This window comes from Microbacterium sp. ET2 (assembly GCF_030347395.1).
Lineage (GTDB): Bacteria > Actinomycetota > Actinomycetes > Actinomycetales > Microbacteriaceae > Microbacterium > Microbacterium albipurpureum.
On the sequence record NZ_CP128170.1, the window covers coordinates 2,371,832 to 2,390,319 of the forward strand.

The window sequence follows — 18,488 nt, forward strand, 5'->3', positions numbered from 1 at the left end:
TCATGGCGAAGATCAAGAAGGGCGACCTGGTTCAGGTCATCTCGGGCGCCAAGCCCGAGCGCGGCGGAGATCGCGGTAAGCAGGGCAAGGTCCTCGAGGTCCTTCCCGAGCAGAACCGCGTGATCGTCGAAGGCGTGAACTTCGTCACCAAGCACAACCGCGTGGGCCAGTCCCAGCGCGGCACCAAGACGGGCGGCATCGAAACGATGGAAGCCCCGATCCACATCTCCAACGTCTCCCTGGTCGACCCCCAGACGAAGAAGCCGACCCGCGTCGGTCACCGCGTCGAGGAGCAGGCCAAGGACGGCGTGAAGCGCACCGTCCGCGTGCGCTATGCGAAGAAGTCAGGCAAGGACCTCTGAATATGAGCACCGCAACTGCCGTCGAGGCTGGCAAAATCCAGCCCCGCCTGAAGCAGAAGTACAAGTCCGAGATCCAGAAGAAGCTGCAGGATGAGTTCGGCTACGCCAACGTCATGCAGATTCCGGGCCTCGTGAAGGTCGTGGTCAACACCGGTGTCGGTGAGGCGGCTCGCGACAGCAAGGTGATCGATGGTGCGGTCGACGACCTCACCAAGATCACCGGTCAGAAGCCGGTCGTGACGAAGGCTCGCAAGTCCATCGCGCAGTTCAAGCTGCGTGAGGGCCAGGCCATCGGCGCGCACGTGACCCTCCGGGGCGACCGCGCGTGGGAGTTCCTGGACCGCCTGATCAACCTGGCTCTGCCCCGCATCCGCGACTTCCGCGGGCTGTCGGGAAAGCAGTTCGACGGCAACGGCAACTACACCTTCGGCCTGCAGGAGCAGTCGGTCTTCCACGAGATCGACCAGGACAAGATCGACCGCGTCCGCGGGTTCGACATCACGATCGTGACGTCGGCGAAGACGGATGACGAGGGCCGCGCACTCCTGCGCCACCTCGGCTTCCCCTTCCGCGCCGAGGGCGCACAGCAGTAACACCTGACCATGGAAGGTCGTCAGTCGTGTAACGGCTGCCGATACCTCATGAACGAAAGAAGCTAAGAAATGACGATGACAGACCCGGTCGCTGACATGCTGACCCGTCTGCGCAACGCGAACTCGGCGCACCACGACTCCGTGTCGCTGCCGAGCTCGAAGCTCAAGACCCACATCGCCGACATCCTCAAGCAGGAGGGCTACATCTCCGACTGGGCCGTCGAGGACGCCCGTGTCGGCCAGACGCTGACCCTCACCCTGAAGTACGGCCCGAACCGCGAGCGGTCCATCGCCGGCATCAAGCGCGTGTCCAAGCCGGGCCTGCGCGTGTACGCCAAGTCCTCCGAGATCCCCACGGTCCTCGGCGGTCTGGGCGTCGCCATCCTGTCCACCTCCTCCGGTCTTCTCACCGACCGTCAGGCCGAGCAGAAGGGCGTGGGTGGGGAAGTCCTCGCCTACGTGTGGTGATCTGACATGTCGCGTATCGGACGTCTCCCGATCGACATCCCCTCCGGCGTCACCATCACGGTGACCGGCCAGGATGTCGCAGTGAAGGGCCCCAAGGGCGAGCTCGCGCTCACCGTGGCCCGTCCCATCGAAGTCAAGGTCGAGGACAACCAGGTGATCGTCACCCGTCCCGACGACGAGCGCGAGTCGCGGTCGCTTCACGGCCTGACCCGCACGCTCATCAACAACAACATCATCGGCGTCACCCAGGGCTACACCAAGGGCCTCGAGGTCGTCGGCACCGGTTACCGCGTCGCGCAGAAGGGCAGCTCGATCGAGTTCGCCCTCGGCTTCTCGCACCCGGTTCTCGTCGAGCCCCCCGCGGGCATCACGCTGACGGTCGAGGGCAACAACAAGGTCACCGTCAGCGGCATCGACAAGCAGGCCGTCGGCGAGGCGGCTGCGAACATCCGCAAGATCCGCAAGCCCGAGCCGTACAAGGGCAAGGGTGTGCGCTACGCCGGCGAGGTCGTTCGGCGCAAGGCCGGAAAGGCTGGTAAGTAACCATGGCTGTGAAGACGAAGTCCGACGCGCGTTCGCGCCGTCACGCCCGCCTTCGCAAGAAGGTCGTCGGCTCCTCCGAGCGTCCCCGCCTGGTCGTCACCCGTTCGGCACGCCACGTGTTCGTCCAGGTCGTCGACGACAGCAAGGGCCACACCGTGGCATCCGCATCGACGCTCGAAACCGACCTGCGCGGGTTCGACGGCGACAAGACCGCCAAGGCCCGCAAGGTCGGCGAGCTGGTCGCTGAGCGCGCCAAGGCCGCCGGCGTCTCCGACGTGGTGTTCGACCGCGGCGGCAACCGATACGCAGGTCGTGTCGCGGCCATCGCCGACGGCGCCCGCGAAGGGGGGCTCAACCTGTGAGTGACAACAAGGAGAACAACGTGACCGCAGAGGCCGCTGCCGAGGCTCCGGCCGACGCCGCCACCGCTACCGCTCCCCCCGAGCGGGAGCGCGAGCCGCGTCGCGGCGGACGCGAGCGCAACCCCAACCGCGACCGTGGGTCGCGCGACCGCAGCGAGAGCCAGTTCCTCGAGCGCGTCGTGACGATCAACCGCGTGTCGAAGGTCGTCAAGGGTGGTCGCCGGTTCAGCTTCACCGCGCTCGTCGTCGTCGGTGACGGCAACGGGCTGGTCGGAGTCGGCTACGGCAAGGCCCGCGAGGTGCCGCTGGCGATCTCGAAGGGCGTCGAAGAGGCAAAGCGGAACTTCTTCCGCGTGCCCCGCGTCGCCTCGACCATCCCGCACCCCGTCCAGGGTGAGGCTGCTGCCGGTGTGGTGCTCCTGCGCCCCGCCGCCGCCGGTACCGGTGTGATCGCGGGCGGCCCGGTGCGTGCCGTCCTCGAGTGTGCGGGTATCCACGACGTGCTGTCGAAGTCGCTGGGATCGTCGAACACGATCAACATCGTCCACGCGACCGTCGAGGCGCTGAAGCAGCTGGAGGAGCCCCGTCACGTCGCCGCGCGCCGTGGACTGGACTTCGACCAGGTCGCGCCCGCCCGTCTGGTCCGCGCCGAGGCCGAGGCCGCGGCTGCAGCGAAGGTAGGTGCCTGATGGCCGCGCGTCTGAAGGTGACGCAGATCAAGTCCAAGGTGAGCGAGAAGCAGAATCAGCGCGACACCCTCCGGAGCCTGGGTCTCAAGCGGATCGGCGACACCGTCGTCCGTCCCGATGACTCCCAGACCCGCGGGTATGTGCGCACTGTCGCCCACCTCGTGAAGGTTGAGGAGATCGACTGATGGCGGAGAAGAAGGAAGAGACGGCCGAGGCCGTCGAGTCCGCGCCGAAGAAGACCGCGGCGCGCAAGGCTGCGCCGAAGAAGGAGACCGCCGCGAAGAGCGCGCCGAAGAAGGATGCCCCGGCTTCGCGCCCGGGCGTGCTCAAGGTGCACCACCTCCGCCCGGTCCCCGGTGCTCACACCGCCAAGACCCGCGTGGGTCGCGGTGAGGGCTCGAAGGGCAAGACGGCCGGCCGCGGTACCAAGGGAACCAAGGCCCGGTACCAGGTCAAGGCCGGCTTCGAGGGCGGGCAGATGCCCCTCCACATGCGCACGCCGAAGCTGCGCGGGTTCAAGAACCCGTTCCGCGTGGAGTACCAGGTGGTCAACCTCGACAAGCTCGCCGAGCTCTACCCGCAGGGCGGCGACGTGACCATCGGCGACCTGGTCGCCAAGGGCGCGGTGCGCAAGAACGAGAAGGTCAAGGTGCTCGGCACCGGCGACATCTCGGTGGCGCTCAACGTCTCGGTCGACAAGGTGTCGGGCTCCGCCGAGCAGAAGATCGTCGCCGCGGGCGGCTCGGTCTCCGCCGGCGAGTCGGCGGGCACCGCCCAGTAAGGCCTGCAGGAGGGGTCGGAGTTCGCTCCGGCCCCTCCTCGCGTTACCCTGGGAGTCGGCGTGCCCGCGTGGCCGTCGGCATCCCCAATGGAGGCAGCCTCTTGTTCAGCGCCATCGCGCGTGTCTTCCGCACTCCGGATCTGCGTCGGAAGATCGCTTTCACCCTGGGCATCATCGCCCTGTACCGGCTCGGTGCGCACGTGCCGGCACCGTTCGTGGACTTCCCGAACGTGCAGTCCTGCCTGCGCGACAGCGCCGGCACCGAGGGCCTGCTGTCGCTGGTGAACCTGTTCTCGGGCGGTGCGCTGCTGCAGCTGTCCATCTTCGCGCTCGGCGTGATGCCCTACATCACGGCGACGATCATCGTGCAGCTGCTGCGCGTGGTCATCCCGCACTTCGAAGCGCTGTACAAGGAGGGCCAGGCGGGTCAGGCCAAGCTCACCCAGTACACCCGTTACCTCACCATCGCGCTGGCGCTCCTGCAGTCCACCACTCTGGTGACCGTGGCCCGCAGCGGTCAGCTGTTCGGCGTCACCGGCATCCCCGAGTGCGAGCAGCTGCTCACCAACGACGTCTGGTGGGCGCAGCTGCTGATGATCATCACGATGACCGCCGGAACCGGCCTCATCATGTGGTTCGCCGAGCTCGTCACCGAGCGCGGCATCGGCAACGGCATGTCGCTGCTGATCTTCACCTCGATCGCCGCCGCGTTCCCCGCCTCGATGTGGGCCATCGCCCAGTCGCGCGGCTTCGAGGTCTTCCTCCTCGTCCTCGCCGTCGGCATGGTCGTGGTCGCGCTGGTGGTGTTCGTCGAACAGTCGCAGCGGCGGATCCCCGTGCAGTACGCCAAGCGGATGGTCGGCCGGCGCACGTACGGCGGCACGAACACCTACATCCCGATCAAGGTCAACATGGCCGGTGTGGTGCCGGTGATCTTCGCCTCGTCGCTGCTGTACATCCCCGCGCTCATCGCGCAGTTCAACCAGCCGCAGCCGGGCCAGGAGGTTCCGGGCTGGGTGGCGTGGATCCAGCAGTACCTCGTCTCGGGCGATCACCCGCTGTACATGGCGCTGTACTTCCTGCTCATCGTCGGCTTCACCTACTTCTACGTCGCGATCACCTTCAACCCGGTCGACGTCGCCGACAACATGAAGAAGTACGGCGGCTTCATCCCGGGCATCCGTGCCGGACGTCCGACGGCGGAGTACCTGGACTACGTGCTGACCCGCATCACCCTGCCCGGCTCGATCTACCTCGGCCTGGTGGCGCTCCTGCCGCTGTTCGCGCTGGCGCTGGTGGGTGCGAACCAGAACTTCCCGTTCGGCGGCGCCTCGATCCTCATCATCGTCGGTGTGGGTCTTGAGACCGTGAAGCAGATCGACGCGCAACTGCAGCAGCGTCACTACGAAGGGCTTCTGCGCTGATGGCTCGTCTCCTCATCGTCGGCCCCCAGGGCTCGGGCAAGGGCACCCAGGGCGTCCGCATCGCCGAGGCCCTCGGGGTGCCGGTCGTCTCGACCGGTGACGTCTTCCGCGCGAACGTCGCGGGCGGCACCGACCTCGGCGTGCAGGTCAAGGAGATCATCGACGCCGGGCAGCTCGTCCCCGATGAGCTGACGAGCGCGGTCGTGCGCGACCGGCTGTCGAAGGAGGATGCGGCGGGAGGCTTCCTCCTCGACGGATATCCGCGCAACCTTCCGCAGGTCATGCACCTCGATGAGTTCCTGGGCGGTCGCGAGGAGCAGCTCGACGCGGTCATCGTGCTCGAGGTGCCCCGCGAGGAGTCGATAGCGCGGCTGAGCAAGCGCGCCCTCGAGCAGGGCCGCGCGGACGACACCGAAGCCGCCATCGCCCAGCGCCTCGCGATCTACGAGAGCGAGACCGCACCGATCATCGCCGTCTACGCCACCCGCGGCATCGTCGACGAGATCGACGGCACCGGCACGGTCGACGAGATCACCGATCGCATCCTCGCCGCTCTCCGGGCCCGCGGCCTCGGGGGCCCGGCGACCGCGTGAGCCCGAACGTGGGACTGCGCCGCTCGATCTACAAGACTCCCGCCCAGCTGCGGGCGATGCTCGAGCCCGGCCTCATCACCGCCGACGCCCTCGCCGCGGTGAAGACCCTCATCGCACCCGGCGTCACCACTGCGGAGCTGGATGCCGCGGCATCCGATCTGATCGTCTCGCGCGGGGCGAAATCGAACTTCCAGATGGTGCGGGGGTACCGGCACACCGTCTGCGCGTCGGTGAACGAGCAGGTGGTGCACGGGATCCCCGGTGACCGCCCGCTCGAACCCGGCGACATCCTCTCGATCGACTGCGGCGCGGAGTACAAGGGCTGGAACGGCGATTCGGCCCTCACCGTCGTCCTGCCCGACCCGACCCGGCCCGAGCTCGTGGCCGAGCGGGAGCAGCTGTCGCAGGTGACCGAAGGGTCGCTGTGGGCGGGAATCGCGGCACTCGCGACCGCACGGCACATCGCCGACGTCGGCGCTGCGATCGAGGACTACATCCGGGCCCACGGCGAGGATTACGGGATTCTTCGCGAGTACGTCGGTCACGGCATCGGCCGGAAGATGCACGAGTCCCCGTCGGTGTTCAACTACCGCGTCGACGACCCCGGTCCCGAGGTTCGGCCCGGGCTCGCCCTCGCGATCGAGCCGATGGTGGTCGCAGGGTCGGATGCCACGTTCGTCGAGGACGACGGCTGGACCGTCTCGACCGTCGACGGCTCGGCCGGCTCACACTGGGAACATAGCGTCGCGGTGCATGATGACGGTGTGTGGGTGCTCACGGCGCCCGACGGCGGCGCAGCCGGGCTCGCGCCCTTCGGCGTCACCCCGGCACCGATCCCGTAGCGCCGGGACTGTTCAAGGAGGACGCCGATGGCAACGGCCACGCGCAAGGTCAACTGGTTCGCGATTCTCGTGAGCGTCGCCGTGGTGGTCGCGCTCGTCGTGACGGCGGCCATCGTGATCTGGTCGAACAACCAGTCGGATGACGCGGGGCCCGCGCCGCAGTCCGCCTCGATCAACGCCGAGACCGGCGCCATCGAGATCGGGACGGGCGAGCAGACCCTGGATACGTACATCGACTTCATGTGCCCGATCTGCAACCAGTTCGAGCAGGTGTACGGCGAGTCGATCCAGGAACTCGTCGACGATGGGACGATCACCCTGGGCATCCACCCGATCGCCATCCTCGATCGGTACTCGCAGGGGAGCGAGTACTCCACTCGCGCCGCGAACGCGATGTACTGCGTCGCGGAGACCGCGCCCGACGAGGCCGTGTCGTTCATGCAGACCCTCTATGCCAACCAGCCGGCGGAGGGCTCGACCGGCCTGACGGACGAGCAGCTCATCGAGATCGCCGGATCGGTCGGCGCGGAAGGCGTGGATGCCTGCGTGACCGAGCAGCGCTACAGCGGGTTCGTGTCGTCGATGACGCAGCAGACCCCCATTCAGCCCGGCCAGCAGAACATCGCCACGCCGACTCTGGCAGTCAACGGCGAGGCCATCGCCAACGACACCATCCCCGCGCCGGCGGATCTCCGCTCGCTCTTCTCCTGACCCGCGGCGCGGCCGCGCTTCGCGCGCCCGCCTCGCTCGCCTCGCTCTCGCGCCCCCTCACCTTCGCCGATCCACCGTGATCGAGACCAACCTCCCGGCCATGCGCGGTGGGTCGTCGCGATTTCGGTGGATCGAGGCCCGACGTCGCCCAGATGATCATCGGCGCCAGCCCGAGCCACTCGCACGCATGCCTGACAGCAGAGCCCATCGCGGAGCGGTGATGCGCGGGACGCCCAAGCGGAGCAGTTCCTGCACCACCGGCTCGACGGCGATGGACGCCGCCATGTCCCAGCGCCCGAACGCGCGGCAGCGTCGCCGCAGGCGATCCTCGCGCTGTTTCTCCTGTATGAGGGCGCGCACCGAGTCCTCTGTCGTGCCCAACCGGTACTTGCCGTAACCGTCCGACTCGGCGAGAACGCCCGCGCCCGGCCATCCGTAATCCACGCGGTCGCGGATCCCATCCGTGACCACCTCCACCTGCAGCAGGGGCGTCTCGAATCCGGACCAGACGATCACAGCGCGTCCGATGCTCTCCCCGACGCTCTCCGAGCGCGGGTCGATCGTCTCGAGCAGCAGGCGCAGTTGCCGGATGCCGCGGGTGTCGGTCTGCGTGGCAGTCATGCGACGGAGGTCGTCGACGGTCGCCGTTCCCCCTTGCCGCGGAGAGATCACAGCGTCGCCGACCGCCAGCGCGAACGGAGGAGCAAGACGCCGCATGAGCGTCACCGCTGTCCGTGCTGCTGAGGTGACGCTGAGGCCCCCTCGCGTTTCGATGTCAGGTGCCTCGACGCTCTCGTGCACGACGACGTCGCCGTAGCGACGGGCGCCGGAACCCTTCGCATCGAACAGGTGCAGGTGGCGGGGTTCGCCGAACACAGGAAGTCCGAGGAGCGCAGCAGCGGACTCGTCGCTGAAGACCGCGTCGGGGTTGATGAGCGCGTATGCGTGGACGCGAGCCAGGTAGCGATCCCAGGGGGCAAGCTCGTCCCACGCAGATCGCGCGGCGTAGACGCCCGGACGGACGCGTCGGTGGGTCGTCGGATTGCGGAGCGAACGCGTGGAGGCGTGCGCATCCGCGAGGCGGAGCAGTTCGAGCGGGGCGGGCTTGACCCCGGATGCGAGGAGGAGGCCGGTCATCCGCCGATCGTGGCGCTCCGAGCGACGCAGGGTGTCCTCGCGATGCGATCTGCGGAAAGATCGTCGGCCGTCCTGGCTGTGCAGGAAGGGTCGAACCAGCGTTATCGCGACGAGCCACCGGGTATCGCACGGTGGTTCGTCACGATCGGGGTGGTTCGGCGGAATGGGGATGGGCGGGAGGGGGAGGGGGAGGGGCGGAGAGACGCGCGGTTGCCGCGGGGTGCGATATCACCTATAGTTGATCTTTGGTGCGTTGCGCCTTTATTGGCGTGTCGCCGCACCACAATCCCATCCACCGCAGACCGACCGGTCTGCATGCAAGCGATAGCGAGTTTATGGCGAAGAAAGACGGTGTCATCGAGATCGAGGGTGTCATCTCCGAGGCGCTGCCGAACGCGATGTTCCGCGTGGAGCTCACCAACGGACACAAGGTGCTCGCCACGATCTCAGGCAAGATGCGGCAGAACTACATCCGCATCATCCCCGAGGACCGCGTGGTCGTGGAGCTCAGCCCCTACGACCTCACCCGCGGCCGGATCGTCTACCGCTACCGCTAGACCGGTCGAGAAGTAACGCCCCACGCGGCTCGGGAGAGCCCGCGTGCCCGGCGAAGACAGCGAACAGGAACATCATGAAGGTCAACCCCTCCGTCAAGCCCATCTGCGATCACTGCAAGGTGATCCGTCGCCACGGCAACGTGATGGTCATCTGCAAGTCCAACCCGCGCCACAAGCAGCGCCAGGGCTGACGACCACGACTCACAACTGAATACACACCGGCAGGATCAGAACCCGCAAGGGGGACACCTCGGGGCGGAGGCCCGGGCACCGATCCTGCTCCACACCTCCACCAACTCCTAGGAGAGCCGCATGGCACGTCTTGCCGGCGTCGACATCCCGCGCGATAAGCGCGTGGTCATCGCCCTGACCTACATCTACGGCGTGGGCCGTACCCGTTCGCACGCGATCCTCGCTGAGACGCAGATCGACGAGAACATCCGCGTGAAGGACCTCAGCGATGACCAGCTCATCGCCCTCCGCGACTACATCGAGGCCAACTTCAAGGTCGAGGGTGACCTCCGCCGCGAGGTGGCCGCCGACATCCGCCGCAAGGTCGAGATCGGCTCCTACGAGGGCATCCGTCACCGCCGCGGCCTCCCGGTCCGCGGACAGCGCACCAAGACCAACGCGCGCACCCGCAAGGGCCCGAAGCGCACCGTCGCCGGCAAGAAGAAGGCGCGCTGAGCGCGGCCTGCAGGGTTTAGGAGAACACGCACATGGCACAGGCCAAGTCCGCCGCGCGCAAGCCGCGCCGCAAGGAGAAGAAGAACATCGCCGTGGGTCAGGCCCACATCAAGTCGACGTTCAACAACACCATCGTCTCGATCACCGACCCGTCGGGCGCCGTGATCAGCTGGGCGTCCTCGGGTGGAGTGGGCTTCAAGGGCTCGCGCAAGTCCACCCCCTACGCCGCCGGTATGGCCGCCGAGTCGGCCGCCCGCCAGGCGCAGGAGCACGGTGTCAAGAAGGTCGACGTCTTCGTCAAGGGCCCGGGCTCGGGCCGCGAGACCGCGATCCGCTCGCTCACGGCCGCCGGCCTCGAGGTCGGTTCGATTCAGGACGTCACCCCGCAGGCGCACAACGGGTGCCGCCCGCCCAAGCGTCGCCGCGTCTGACGCTCGCATTCTGACTCACGGATGCCGCGGGGCGCTGTCCCCCGTGGTGCGCGCCTCCGCGGCATCCCTGAACACAACTCAATACTTCACCCACCGCACGTGTCATATAGCGGGCACGTGACTGAAAGGAACACATCGTGCTCATCGCACAGCGTCCCACTCTGACCGAGGAGAAGATCGGGGAGTTCCGCAGCCGCTTCGTCGTCGAGCCGCTGGAGCCTGGCTTCGGCTACACGATCGGCAACGCGCTGCGTCGCAGCCTCCTGTCGTCGATCCCCGGCGCTGCCGTGACGTCGATCCGCATCGACGGCGTCCTCCACGAGTTCAGCACCATCCCCGGTGTGAAGGAGGATGTCACCGAGATCATCCTCAACATCAAGCAGCTGGTCGTCTCCAGCGAGCGCGACGAGCCCATCACCGCGTACCTGCGCAAGACCGGCGCCGGTGAGGTCACCGCCGCCGACATCTCCGCTCCCGCCGGCGTCGAGGTGCACAACCCCGAGCTGGTCATCGCGACCCTCAACGACACCGCGCGTTTCGAGCTCGAGCTGACGATCGAGCGCGGCCGCGGTTACGTGTCGGCGACGCAGAACCGCAACGAGTACGCCGAGGCCGGGCAGATCCCGATCGACTCGATCTACTCGCCGGTGCTGAAGGTGTCGTACCGCGTCGAGGCCACCCGTGCCGGAGAGCGCACCGACTTCGACAAGCTGGTGCTGGATGTCGAGTCCAAGCCCTCGATCGCCCCGCGCGACGCCGTCGCATCGGCCGGTCGCACCCTGACCGAGCTGTTCGGTCTCGCCCGCGAGCTGAACGTCGAGGCCGAGGGCATCGAGATCGGCCCCGCGCCGGTCGAGACCGTCCTGTCCAACGAGCTGTCGATGCCGATCGAAGACCTCGATCTGTCGGTGCGCTCGTACAACTGCCTCAAGCGCGAGGGCATCAACACCGTCAGCGAACTGGTCGCCCTCTCGGAGACGCAGCTGATGAACATCCGCAACTTCGGCCAGAAGTCGGTCGACGAGGTGCGCGACAAGCTCGTCTCGCTCGGCCTGTCGCTGAAGGACTCGGTCCCCGGGTTCGACGGCGCGCACTTCTACGGCGGCTACGACGACGAGACCGTCTGAGCTGCGGCACCCGACTGACTTTCGACTGGAGTAACTGACATGCCCAAGCCCACGAAGGGTCCCCGCCTCGGAGGCGGCCCCGCCCACGAGCGCCTGCTGCTTGCGAACCTCGCCGCGGCCCTTTTCACCCACAAGTCGATCCAGACCACCGAGACCAAGGCCAAGCGCCTGCGTCCCCTGGCTGAGCGCCTCATCACCTTCGCCAAGCGCGGCGACCTGCACGCGCGTCGCCGGGTGCTGTCGGTGATCGGTGACAAGGAGGTCGTGCACGTCCTCTTCACCGAGATCGCACCGCTGGTCGCCGACCGCCCGGGTGGCTACACCCGGATCACCAAGATCGGCAACCGCAAGGGTGACAACGCGCCGATGGCCGTCATCGAGCTCGTGCTGGAGCCCGTGACTCCGAAGGTCAAGAACTCGCGCTCGTCGACCACGGCGGCCCCGGCTGTCAACCCCGCTTCGGATGACGCCGCCGCGGAGGAGACTGACACGGAGGACACCACCGAGGAGGCCCCCGTGGAAGACAGCACCGCTGACCAGAGCGCCGATGCCGGTTCGGAGTCGCCCGAAGAGGGTGCCGCCGCCGAGCAGGCAGCGGAGGACGCCGTGGTGGAGGGTGACTCCACCGCCGACGCCGACTCCGACGACAAGTAACGACCCCGGTCGTACCGAGACCCGCCGCCCCTGGGGGTGGCGGGTCTCGTCGTCGGTGCGCGCGACGCGCGAGCAGCGCTACTCGTACTCGCGACCGACGGTGAAGTGCGCCCGCCGCCAGGCGCGCAGCTCCTGCTCGTAGGCGAGGAGGGCGCGATGCTCCTCCGCGCGGTCGACGGCCTGCCCGACGGCCTCGGCGAAGACCGTCCCGCCGCCGGAGTCGGGGTGGATCTGGTCGCCGGCGAGCAGCTCGGGCTTCGTGGTGATCGCGCCCGACCAGTCGGCGATGAACACGCGCGGGTGCGTCGCGGCGAAGTCGGCCAGCTCGGCGTTGACGCCGGGGATCCAGTCGCGCGGCGCGAAGGCGTTGACGAGGATGAGCGTGCGCTCCGGCCCCGCGATCGCCGCCATCCGCTCGAGGGCGTCGCGATCGACCGGACCGTTGGTCCCGAGGCCCAGGACGACGTACGGGCGCAGCTGCCCACTGTCGGCGAGCTGCTGCAGGATGCCCGGGCCCGCCCACGCCGAGCGCGACACGGCGGCGTCGACGGCGATGCCCGGGTAGCGCTCCAGCAGCGCCGGAGCCGAGGCGAGCATCACCGAGTCGCCGATCGCCGAGATCTGATCCCCCGCCACGGCCGTGGGCGCAGGCCGGGGCACGCTGTCGCCGGAGGGCACCCCCGGCACGCCGGGAACTGATGATCCGGATGCCGGAGGGGCACCCTCCGGCGCGTCGGTCGCCGTCTCTTCCGGCGTCGGTGGCGCAGCCGGCGCGGCAGGGACGTCGACCTCCGCGAGCGCGCGCTGACCGGCGTCCACCATCGCCTGTCCCGACGACACCGTCGGTGCCGCGGCGACCGCGGCGCCGGTGCCGGCGACGAGTGCGATCGCGACCGCGCCGGCGGTCACCGCTCCGATGCGCGCGCCGGCACCGGCGCGAAGGGCCCGCCCGAGGAGGCGGAGCGATCCACGGAAGCCGTGCCGGCGCACCGGCGTCTCGACGAAGCGGTACGACAGCTCCGCGGCGACGAGGGTGAGCACGAGGGCGGTGAGGCCGACGCTCCCGGGGACCCCGGCCTCGGCGCCCGTGCCCTGGAGCCCCGCGAGGAGCAGGACGAGGATCGGCCAGTGCCACAGGTAGATGCCGTACGAGCGGTCGCCGATCCACCGCAGCGGCTGGGCGTCGAGCGCCGGGCCGAACCGCGAACCCGGCCACACCCCCGCGATGATCGCCGCGGCGGAGAGGAGGCTTGCCGCCACGAGTGCGCCGGGGAAGGTCACCGCCCCGTCGACGGGCGCGAGGAACGACAGCAGCACGAGCCCCGAGATCGCCGCCGCGCCGACCGCCCCTGTCCACCGCGGCCGCGATGTCTCCGGGCGCGACAGCACATGTGTCGTCGCGAACGCCAGAGCCACCCCCAGCAGGATGCCGAAGGCGTGGGTGTCGGTGCCGAAGTACACGCGGGTGAGGTCGCCGCCGGGCGTCCCGAGGCCCGACGTCACCAGCACCGCCATCCACGCGGCCGAGGCGGCTGCGAGCAGCACCGACGCGCCGGCGCGGGCCCAGGCGCGAGGGACGAGGAGGAACAGCGGCAGCACGATCGGCCAGACGACGTAGAACTGCTCCTCGACGGCGAGCGACCAGAAATTGCGGAAGAGCTCGGGGGTGGCGGCGGAGAAGTAGCCGCCGTCACCGGCGAGCGAGACCCAGTTGTAGCTGAAGGTCGCCGCCCCCAGCACCTGCGCCCCCAGGCGCACGAGAACGTCGCCGCCGACGAGGAGCGCCGCGCTGGAGCACACGAGCACCACCAGCGCGAGGGCCGGCAGGAGCCGCCGAGCCCGCCGTCGCCAGAAGCCGACGAGCGCGATCCGGCCGTTCCGGGCGTGCTCGCGCAGCAGCAGGCTGGTGATGAGGAACCCGCTGATGACGAAGAAGACGTCGACGCCGATGAACCCGCCAGGGAGCATCACGGGGAAGAGGTGGTAGATCACCACGAGCGCCACGGCGACCGCCCGCATCCCGTCCAACCCCGCGTATCGGCGCGGCGGATCGGCGGTCGGCGAGCTGGGGCTGCTGAGGAGTGTGGGGGCGGTGAGCGTCATGGGGAAACCGGTCACGTCGGCGATCCTGCGGAGGGGACACCACAGTGTACGTCGGTCCTCGCCACGCCCTCGGGGGAATCTCCGGGAGGCGGCTCGGCAGCGAACTACGCTGGTGCGGTGCGCATCCGCCTCGACCTCTCCTACGACGGCACGCACTTCCGCGGCTGGGCACGTCAGCCGGGCCTTCGGACCGTGCAGGAGACGCTGGAGTCCGCCCTCGCCCGCGTGCTCAGCGGCGATCCGCGCGTCGTGGTCGCCGGGCGCACCGACGCCGGCGTCCACGCCACCGGACAGGTCGCCCACCTCGACCTCGACCCGTCCCAGGAGCAGCGCCTGGCCGCCGCCCGCGCGCCTCGCGGCGCGGCGAGCACCGACACGGAGCCGTTCGATCCGACGGCCCAGCTCGCGCGCCGCATCAACGGGGTGCTGGGCGCGTACGCCGATCTGACCGTACGGGCCACCGCGGTCGCTCCCTCCGGGTTCGACGCGCGCTTCTCCGCGGTGTGGCGGCGCTACGTCTACCGCGTCGCCGACCGCACGACCGGATACGACCCCCTCGAGCGTCACCGCACCACGAGCGTGCGGTCGCACCTCGATCACGAGCGGATGGATGCCGCGGCGCGGTCGCTCATCGGGCTCCACGATTTCGCGGCCTACTGCAAGCCGCGCGAGGAGGCCACCACCATCCGCACCCTGCTGCACTTCGGCTGGCACCGCGACGTCGACGGCGTGCTGATCGCCGACGTCAGGGCCGACGCGTTCTGCCACAGCATGGTGCGGGCACTGGTGGGGGGGTGCGTCGCGGTCGGGGAGGGGCGCCTGGACCCGGGAGACCTCGCCGCGATCCGCGATCGTGGGGGAAAAGTGCCCGAGATCCACGTCCTCGCCGCGCGCGGGCTGACCCTCGCCGAGGTGGGCTACCCCGCCGACGACCTGCTCGCCGCCCGCGCCGAGCAGACCCGGGCGCGGCGCGGAGCGGATTGACGACACCTGATCATCGCTTATCGGTCACTTCCCGGTGAGCCTTCGACCTCCCACACGGCCGTAGGCTGAACGTCGATGAGAGTGATCTCGTACAACCTGCGCAAGCATCGCGCCGCGGGCGAGCTGGCAGAGCTCGTCGAACGCCACGGTGCCGACGTCCTGTGTCTGCAGGAGTACGACACCTCCGACATCCCCGCCGAGATCGCGGGGCTGCGCCTTGCCGATGCGACCTCGCGCAACCGGCTGGGCCTCGCGGTCTACTACCGCGCCAATACGTTCCGCGCGGTCGAAGTGCGGGCGCTGGCGCTGAAGAAGTCTCTGCACGATCACCTGCTCAAGCCCGCCGAGGAGCGGATGCTGGGGGTGCGGCTGCACGACATCGACCACCGCACCGACATGATCGTCGCGTCCTTCCATGCGGCTCCCCTCACCGCGCTGAATTCCCTCCGCCGGCACCAGATCCGCACGGCGCTGGCCGAACTGCAGCAGCTGGGGGAGGGTCTTCCCGCGCTCATGGTGGGCGACTACAACTACCCGGTGTTCAAGGAGAACCTCGGACAGAAGGTGCGCGAGCAGGGGTACGAGCTCAGCCTCAGCGACTCGCGCACCTACACGCGCTACCGGTTCTTCCGCGGCCACTACGACTTCGTGACATCGTCCGGGTTCACCATCGACCGCGTCCGCACCCTTCCGCAGGGCCTGTCGGATCACCTGCCGATCCTGGTGACGGCGAGCATCACCTCCGCCCAGCCCGCGGAGGTGTCGACGGCCGGCTGAGCGGCGGTGCATCCGAGCGCTCGGAGCCGGCGCGCACGTGGCTAAACTCTGCGTATGTTGACGCGGGGCAGGTCGCGAGCGGTCGATGCCTCTCCGGCGGTGACCTCGACCTGGTCCGTCGCCCCCGACACCCGCATACTGGCTCCCGCGCCGATCTCCACCCGCACCCGGTCGATCTGGTTGAGCCAGCTCGTCCTGGGTGCGACGGTCCTCGCCGTCGTCATCCTGCTGCTGTTCATCCAGCCGGCGCAGCTGGCCAACGCGACCTTCACCGCGGGCATCCTGCTGCTCGTGGTGATCACGGCGGTGACGATGATCGCACCGTGGGCGCGGCTGACCTCGGCCGCGGTGCTGATGGTGCCGTTCGCCGACCTGTTCGCCGTCGGGCTGCTGAATCTCGACGGCGACCTGCGGTTCGCATTCCTGTGGACCTTCCCCATCGTGTGGATCGCCCTGCACTACGGCGCCCGCACCCTCGCCGTCGCCCTCGGCGCAGTCGGCGTCTTCCTCCTGATCGTCGCGAGCCTCAGCCCCGGCACCGACTCCACGATCCGCGTGGTGCTCATCATCATCGTGCTCAGCTTCATCGGCATCACGCTGTTCGTGGGCTCGAAGCGGACCAGGGCGTTCAAGCGCCTGCTCCGCCAGCAGGCGCGGCGCTTGCGCGCGACTCTCGATCGCGCGACGGCGCAGGAGCGCCGGATCGCAGAGATGATCGACGGCATCGACCTCGGCATCGTGCGCCTGTCGCCCGGCGGTGAGCTGCTCGCCCTGAATGCCGCCTATCGGCGGCTCTACGGTCTGGGAGAGCAGGAGGATCCGGCACACGCCACCGTGATCGAGCACACCGGTGTGGACGGGCCGGAGGTGCCCGCCGACGAGCGTCCGTTCGCGCGCGCCGCCCGTGGCGAGGCCTTCGCCCCGGAGACGTACTGGATCATCGACGCCGAAGGCACATGGCGAGCGGTGACCGTGTCGGCGAGCCCGCTGGCATCGCGGAGCGAGGACGAAGCCAGCATGCTGCTCGTCGCGCGGGAGGTGACCGCCCTCCTGCACGCCGAACGCGCGCGCGATCAGGTCGTCGCGATGGCCTCGCACGAGATCCGCAACCCGCTCACCGTCATCCTCGGCCGGGCGGAGCTCGCACTCGAGCGCGACGTCGACCCCGCCAGCCGCGACGACTTCACGGTGATCGAGGCGTCGGCCGAGCGGATGCTCACGATGCTCGAGCAGACCCTCCGCGATTCCCGGTCGTCGTTCACGGCCCCTCGCGGCACCGATGCGATCGACCTGCGCGGCGTCCTGGAGGCGTCGCTGGTGGGGGTGACGGCCAATGCGCGAGCGCGCAACATCACCCTGCACACCGAGCTCCCCCCGGTGCTGCCGGTGCGGGGCGATGCGTTCCGCCTCCGCCAGGTGTTCGACAACCTCCTCACGAACGCCGTGAAGTACACGCCCCGGCAGGGGACGGTGTGGGTGAGGGCGGCGGTCGACCGCGACCTGATCCACGTCGACATCGGCGACTCGGGGATCGGGATCCCCGCCGACGAGATCGACCGGGTGTTCGAGCCCTACTTCCGCTCCTCCGCCGCCGGCGCGACGGCGTCGGGGACGGGCCTGGGCCTGGGAATCGCGCGCGACATCGTCGAGGCGCACGGTGGCACACTGACGCTGACCTCGCGCGTCGACGAGGGGACCACGGCGAGCGTCGCCCTCTCGCGCGAGGCGACGCCGTGATCGACACCATCCCCTCCTTCAGCGGGCCCAACCTCGCCCTGGCGCAGGCGACCGTGGCCACGCTCGGCGTCGTCGTCATGATCGGGGTGGCCTTCCTGGATCGCCCGCATCGTTCGACGCTGCTGTGGTCGATGGCCTTCCTCCTGGCGATGACCTCGTCGTGGGGGGTCGTGCTGGCCGAGACCGTCGACTCCGAAGTGATCCGCCGCGTCTCGCTCGGCGTCCTGATGGGCGCACCCGGTTTCATCTGGGCCGGGTTCCGCACCCTCCGCGGTGCTGCGTCTCGGTGGTGGCTCGCGGCGCTGCTGTCGATCCTCAGCCCGGCGCTCCTCGTCGCGGCGGGGGCCACCGAGGTCTACAGCGTCGTCTTCCGCCTGATCTTCTTCCTCTCGGCGGTCTTCGCCTTCCTGCTCCTGGTCGAGTGGCTCCGCCTTCCCGATCGCGGCGACACCGTGCTGTACCCGCTCGTGGTGATCTCGGTGCTCTATTCCGCTCTCGCCGCCTTCGTCGCCGTCGCGGGCCTGGTCTTCCCCGCCTCCAGCGGCGACGACCTCCAGTTCGTCCGGTCGGTCAACCAGCTGGGATTCATCGTCTACATGGTCTGCGCACTGGTGTCGCTCGTGGGCTTCGCCACCCGTCGCGAGCGGGTGGTGGCGCCGGGATCGCGCACCCCGTGGGATGAGTTCGCCGCGGGATGCCGCGAACGACTCGTTCGCGCGGGACGACGCGGAGAGCGTTCGTGGGCGCTCCTGGTCTTCCGGCTCGACGATGAGGCCGACGTGCGCGATGCCGTCGGGGTCGCAGGTTTCGACGCCGTCTGCTCCGCTTCGCGGAGGAGATCTGCGCAGCGCTCCCCGCCGACGCCGACATCGCCGAGCGCCGGCCCGGAACGGTGGCCGTGCTGATCTCCCGGCCGGAGCCCGTGC

24 protein-coding genes are annotated in these 18,488 nt (G+C 69.1%); 22 read left to right on the forward strand and 2 right to left on the reverse strand.

The features are described from left to right. The first annotated feature begins 2 nt into the window (after positions 1–2). The 12 genes from rplX to QSU92_RS11540 all read left to right on the forward strand — a co-directional run bounded on the left by rplX (position 3) and on the right by QSU92_RS11540 (position 7,368). Entirely contained in the window at positions 3–362 is a 360-nt protein-coding gene (gene rplX, locus QSU92_RS11485; protein WP_289261931.1) for a 50S ribosomal protein L24, read from the forward strand. 2 nt (positions 363–364) lie between these two features. Then, entirely contained in the window at positions 365–955 is a 591-nt protein-coding gene (gene rplE, locus QSU92_RS11490) for a 50S ribosomal protein L5 (protein WP_289261933.1), read from the forward strand. Between the two features lie 69 nt (positions 956–1,024). Next, positions 1,025–1,423 (forward strand): 30S ribosomal protein S8, encoded by a 399-nt coding sequence (rpsH, locus tag QSU92_RS11495; protein WP_124291700.1) that lies wholly within the window; start codon positions 1,025–1,027, stop codon positions 1,421–1,423. A gap of 6 nt (positions 1,424–1,429) precedes the next feature. Beyond that, positions 1,430–1,966: a 50S ribosomal protein L6 gene (gene rplF / locus QSU92_RS11500; protein WP_289261936.1), complete on the forward strand. Its 537-nt coding sequence runs from the start codon at positions 1,430–1,432 to the stop codon at positions 1,964–1,966. A 2-nt stretch (positions 1,967–1,968) separates the two neighbouring features. Beyond that, complete coding sequence (rplR, locus tag QSU92_RS11505) at positions 1,969–2,328, forward strand: 50S ribosomal protein L18 (protein WP_289261938.1); 360 nt, start codon at positions 1,969–1,971, stop codon at positions 2,326–2,328. Continuing rightward, complete coding sequence (rpsE, locus tag QSU92_RS11510) at positions 2,325–3,017, forward strand: 30S ribosomal protein S5 (protein ID WP_422880375.1); 693 nt, start codon at positions 2,325–2,327, stop codon at positions 3,015–3,017. The genes rplR and rpsE overlap by 4 nt, the downstream gene beginning before the upstream one ends. Beyond that, positions 3,017–3,202 (forward strand): 50S ribosomal protein L30, encoded by a 186-nt coding sequence (gene rpmD / locus QSU92_RS11515; RefSeq protein ID WP_289261942.1) that lies wholly within the window; start codon positions 3,017–3,019, stop codon positions 3,200–3,202. Before rpsE ends, rpmD begins: the two co-directional genes overlap by 1 nt. Beyond that, the gene (gene rplO, locus QSU92_RS11520; RefSeq protein ID WP_289261944.1) at positions 3,202–3,798 is read left to right on the forward strand and encodes a 50S ribosomal protein L15; all 597 of its coding nucleotides are present in this window, start codon (positions 3,202–3,204) and stop codon (positions 3,796–3,798) included. The genes rpmD and rplO overlap by 1 nt, the downstream gene beginning before the upstream one ends. A 101-nt stretch (positions 3,799–3,899) precedes the next feature. Then, on the forward strand, positions 3,900–5,222 hold the full coding sequence (gene secY, locus QSU92_RS11525) for a preprotein translocase subunit SecY (RefSeq protein WP_289265888.1): 1,323 nt from the start codon (positions 3,900–3,902) through the stop codon (positions 5,220–5,222). Further along, positions 5,222–5,815: an adenylate kinase gene (locus QSU92_RS11530; RefSeq protein ID WP_289261945.1), complete on the forward strand. Its 594-nt coding sequence runs from the start codon at positions 5,222–5,224 to the stop codon at positions 5,813–5,815. The genes secY and QSU92_RS11530 overlap by 1 nt, the downstream gene beginning before the upstream one ends. Positions 5,816–5,823: 8 nt before the next feature. Next, complete coding sequence (gene map, locus QSU92_RS11535; RefSeq protein WP_289265889.1) at positions 5,824–6,657, forward strand: type I methionyl aminopeptidase; 834 nt, start codon at positions 5,824–5,826, stop codon at positions 6,655–6,657. A gap of 27 nt (positions 6,658–6,684) precedes the next feature. Then, on the forward strand, positions 6,685–7,368 hold the full coding sequence (locus QSU92_RS11540; RefSeq protein ID WP_289261947.1) for a DsbA family protein: 684 nt from the start codon (positions 6,685–6,687) through the stop codon (positions 7,366–7,368). 156 nt (positions 7,369–7,524) lie between these two features. Here QSU92_RS11540 and QSU92_RS11545 read toward each other — a convergent pair whose 3' ends face one another. Then, positions 7,525–8,505 (reverse strand): hypothetical protein, encoded by a 981-nt coding sequence (locus QSU92_RS11545; protein ID WP_289261949.1) that lies wholly within the window; start codon positions 8,503–8,505, stop codon positions 7,525–7,527. A 335-nt stretch (positions 8,506–8,840) separates the two neighbouring features. On the opposite strand from QSU92_RS11545, the gene infA reads away from it, so the two are divergent. From infA to rplQ, 6 genes are all read left to right on the forward strand, one after another. Continuing rightward, entirely contained in the window at positions 8,841–9,062 is a 222-nt protein-coding gene (gene infA / locus QSU92_RS11550; protein ID WP_028496510.1) for a translation initiation factor IF-1, read from the forward strand. Positions 9,063–9,136: 74 nt separating this feature from the next. Then, complete coding sequence (gene rpmJ, locus QSU92_RS11555) at positions 9,137–9,253, forward strand: 50S ribosomal protein L36 (RefSeq protein WP_022893853.1); 117 nt, start codon at positions 9,137–9,139, stop codon at positions 9,251–9,253. A gap of 121 nt (positions 9,254–9,374) precedes the next feature. Further along, positions 9,375–9,749, forward strand: a complete 375-nt coding sequence (gene rpsM, locus QSU92_RS11560; protein ID WP_179558525.1) for a 30S ribosomal protein S13 — start codon at positions 9,375–9,377, stop codon at positions 9,747–9,749. A 32-nt stretch (positions 9,750–9,781) separates the two neighbouring features. Beyond that, on the forward strand, positions 9,782–10,180 hold the full coding sequence (rpsK, locus tag QSU92_RS11565) for a 30S ribosomal protein S11 (protein WP_013583990.1): 399 nt from the start codon (positions 9,782–9,784) through the stop codon (positions 10,178–10,180). Positions 10,181–10,317: 137 nt separating this feature from the next. Beyond that, complete coding sequence (locus QSU92_RS11570) at positions 10,318–11,307, forward strand: DNA-directed RNA polymerase subunit alpha (RefSeq protein ID WP_141936816.1); 990 nt, start codon at positions 10,318–10,320, stop codon at positions 11,305–11,307. Between the two features lie 39 nt (positions 11,308–11,346). After that, positions 11,347–11,961 (forward strand): 50S ribosomal protein L17, encoded by a 615-nt coding sequence (gene rplQ, locus QSU92_RS11575; RefSeq protein WP_289261975.1) that lies wholly within the window; start codon positions 11,347–11,349, stop codon positions 11,959–11,961. A 78-nt stretch (positions 11,962–12,039) separates the two neighbouring features. On the opposite strand, the gene QSU92_RS11580 is transcribed toward rplQ, so the two are convergent. Further along, a complete protein-coding gene (locus QSU92_RS11580) occupies positions 12,040–14,079 on the reverse strand; it encodes an acyltransferase family protein (protein ID WP_289261977.1) in 2,040 nt (679 codons plus the stop codon). Between the two features lie 102 nt (positions 14,080–14,181). Here QSU92_RS11580 and truA point away from each other — a divergent pair, with 102 nt between their 5' ends. The 4 genes from truA (at position 14,182) to QSU92_RS11600 (ending at position 18,467) form a co-directional block, all read left to right on the forward strand. Next, positions 14,182–15,048 (forward strand): tRNA pseudouridine(38-40) synthase TruA, encoded by an 867-nt coding sequence (gene truA, locus QSU92_RS11585; protein WP_289261979.1) that lies wholly within the window; start codon positions 14,182–14,184, stop codon positions 15,046–15,048. Between the two features lie 75 nt (positions 15,049–15,123). Next, entirely contained in the window at positions 15,124–15,825 is a 702-nt protein-coding gene (locus tag QSU92_RS11590; protein ID WP_289261981.1) for an endonuclease/exonuclease/phosphatase family protein, read from the forward strand. A 99-nt stretch (positions 15,826–15,924) separates the two neighbouring features. Beyond that, positions 15,925–17,562 carry a sensor histidine kinase gene (locus tag QSU92_RS11595; protein WP_289261983.1) on the forward strand — a complete coding sequence of 546 codons (1,638 nt, stop codon included), beginning with the start codon at positions 15,925–15,927 and terminating at the stop codon, positions 17,560–17,562. Continuing rightward, positions 17,559–18,467 (forward strand): hypothetical protein, encoded by a 909-nt coding sequence (locus tag QSU92_RS11600; RefSeq protein WP_289261985.1) that lies wholly within the window; start codon positions 17,559–17,561, stop codon positions 18,465–18,467. Before QSU92_RS11595 ends, QSU92_RS11600 begins: the two co-directional genes overlap by 4 nt. Positions 18,468–18,488 lie beyond the last annotated feature (21 nt).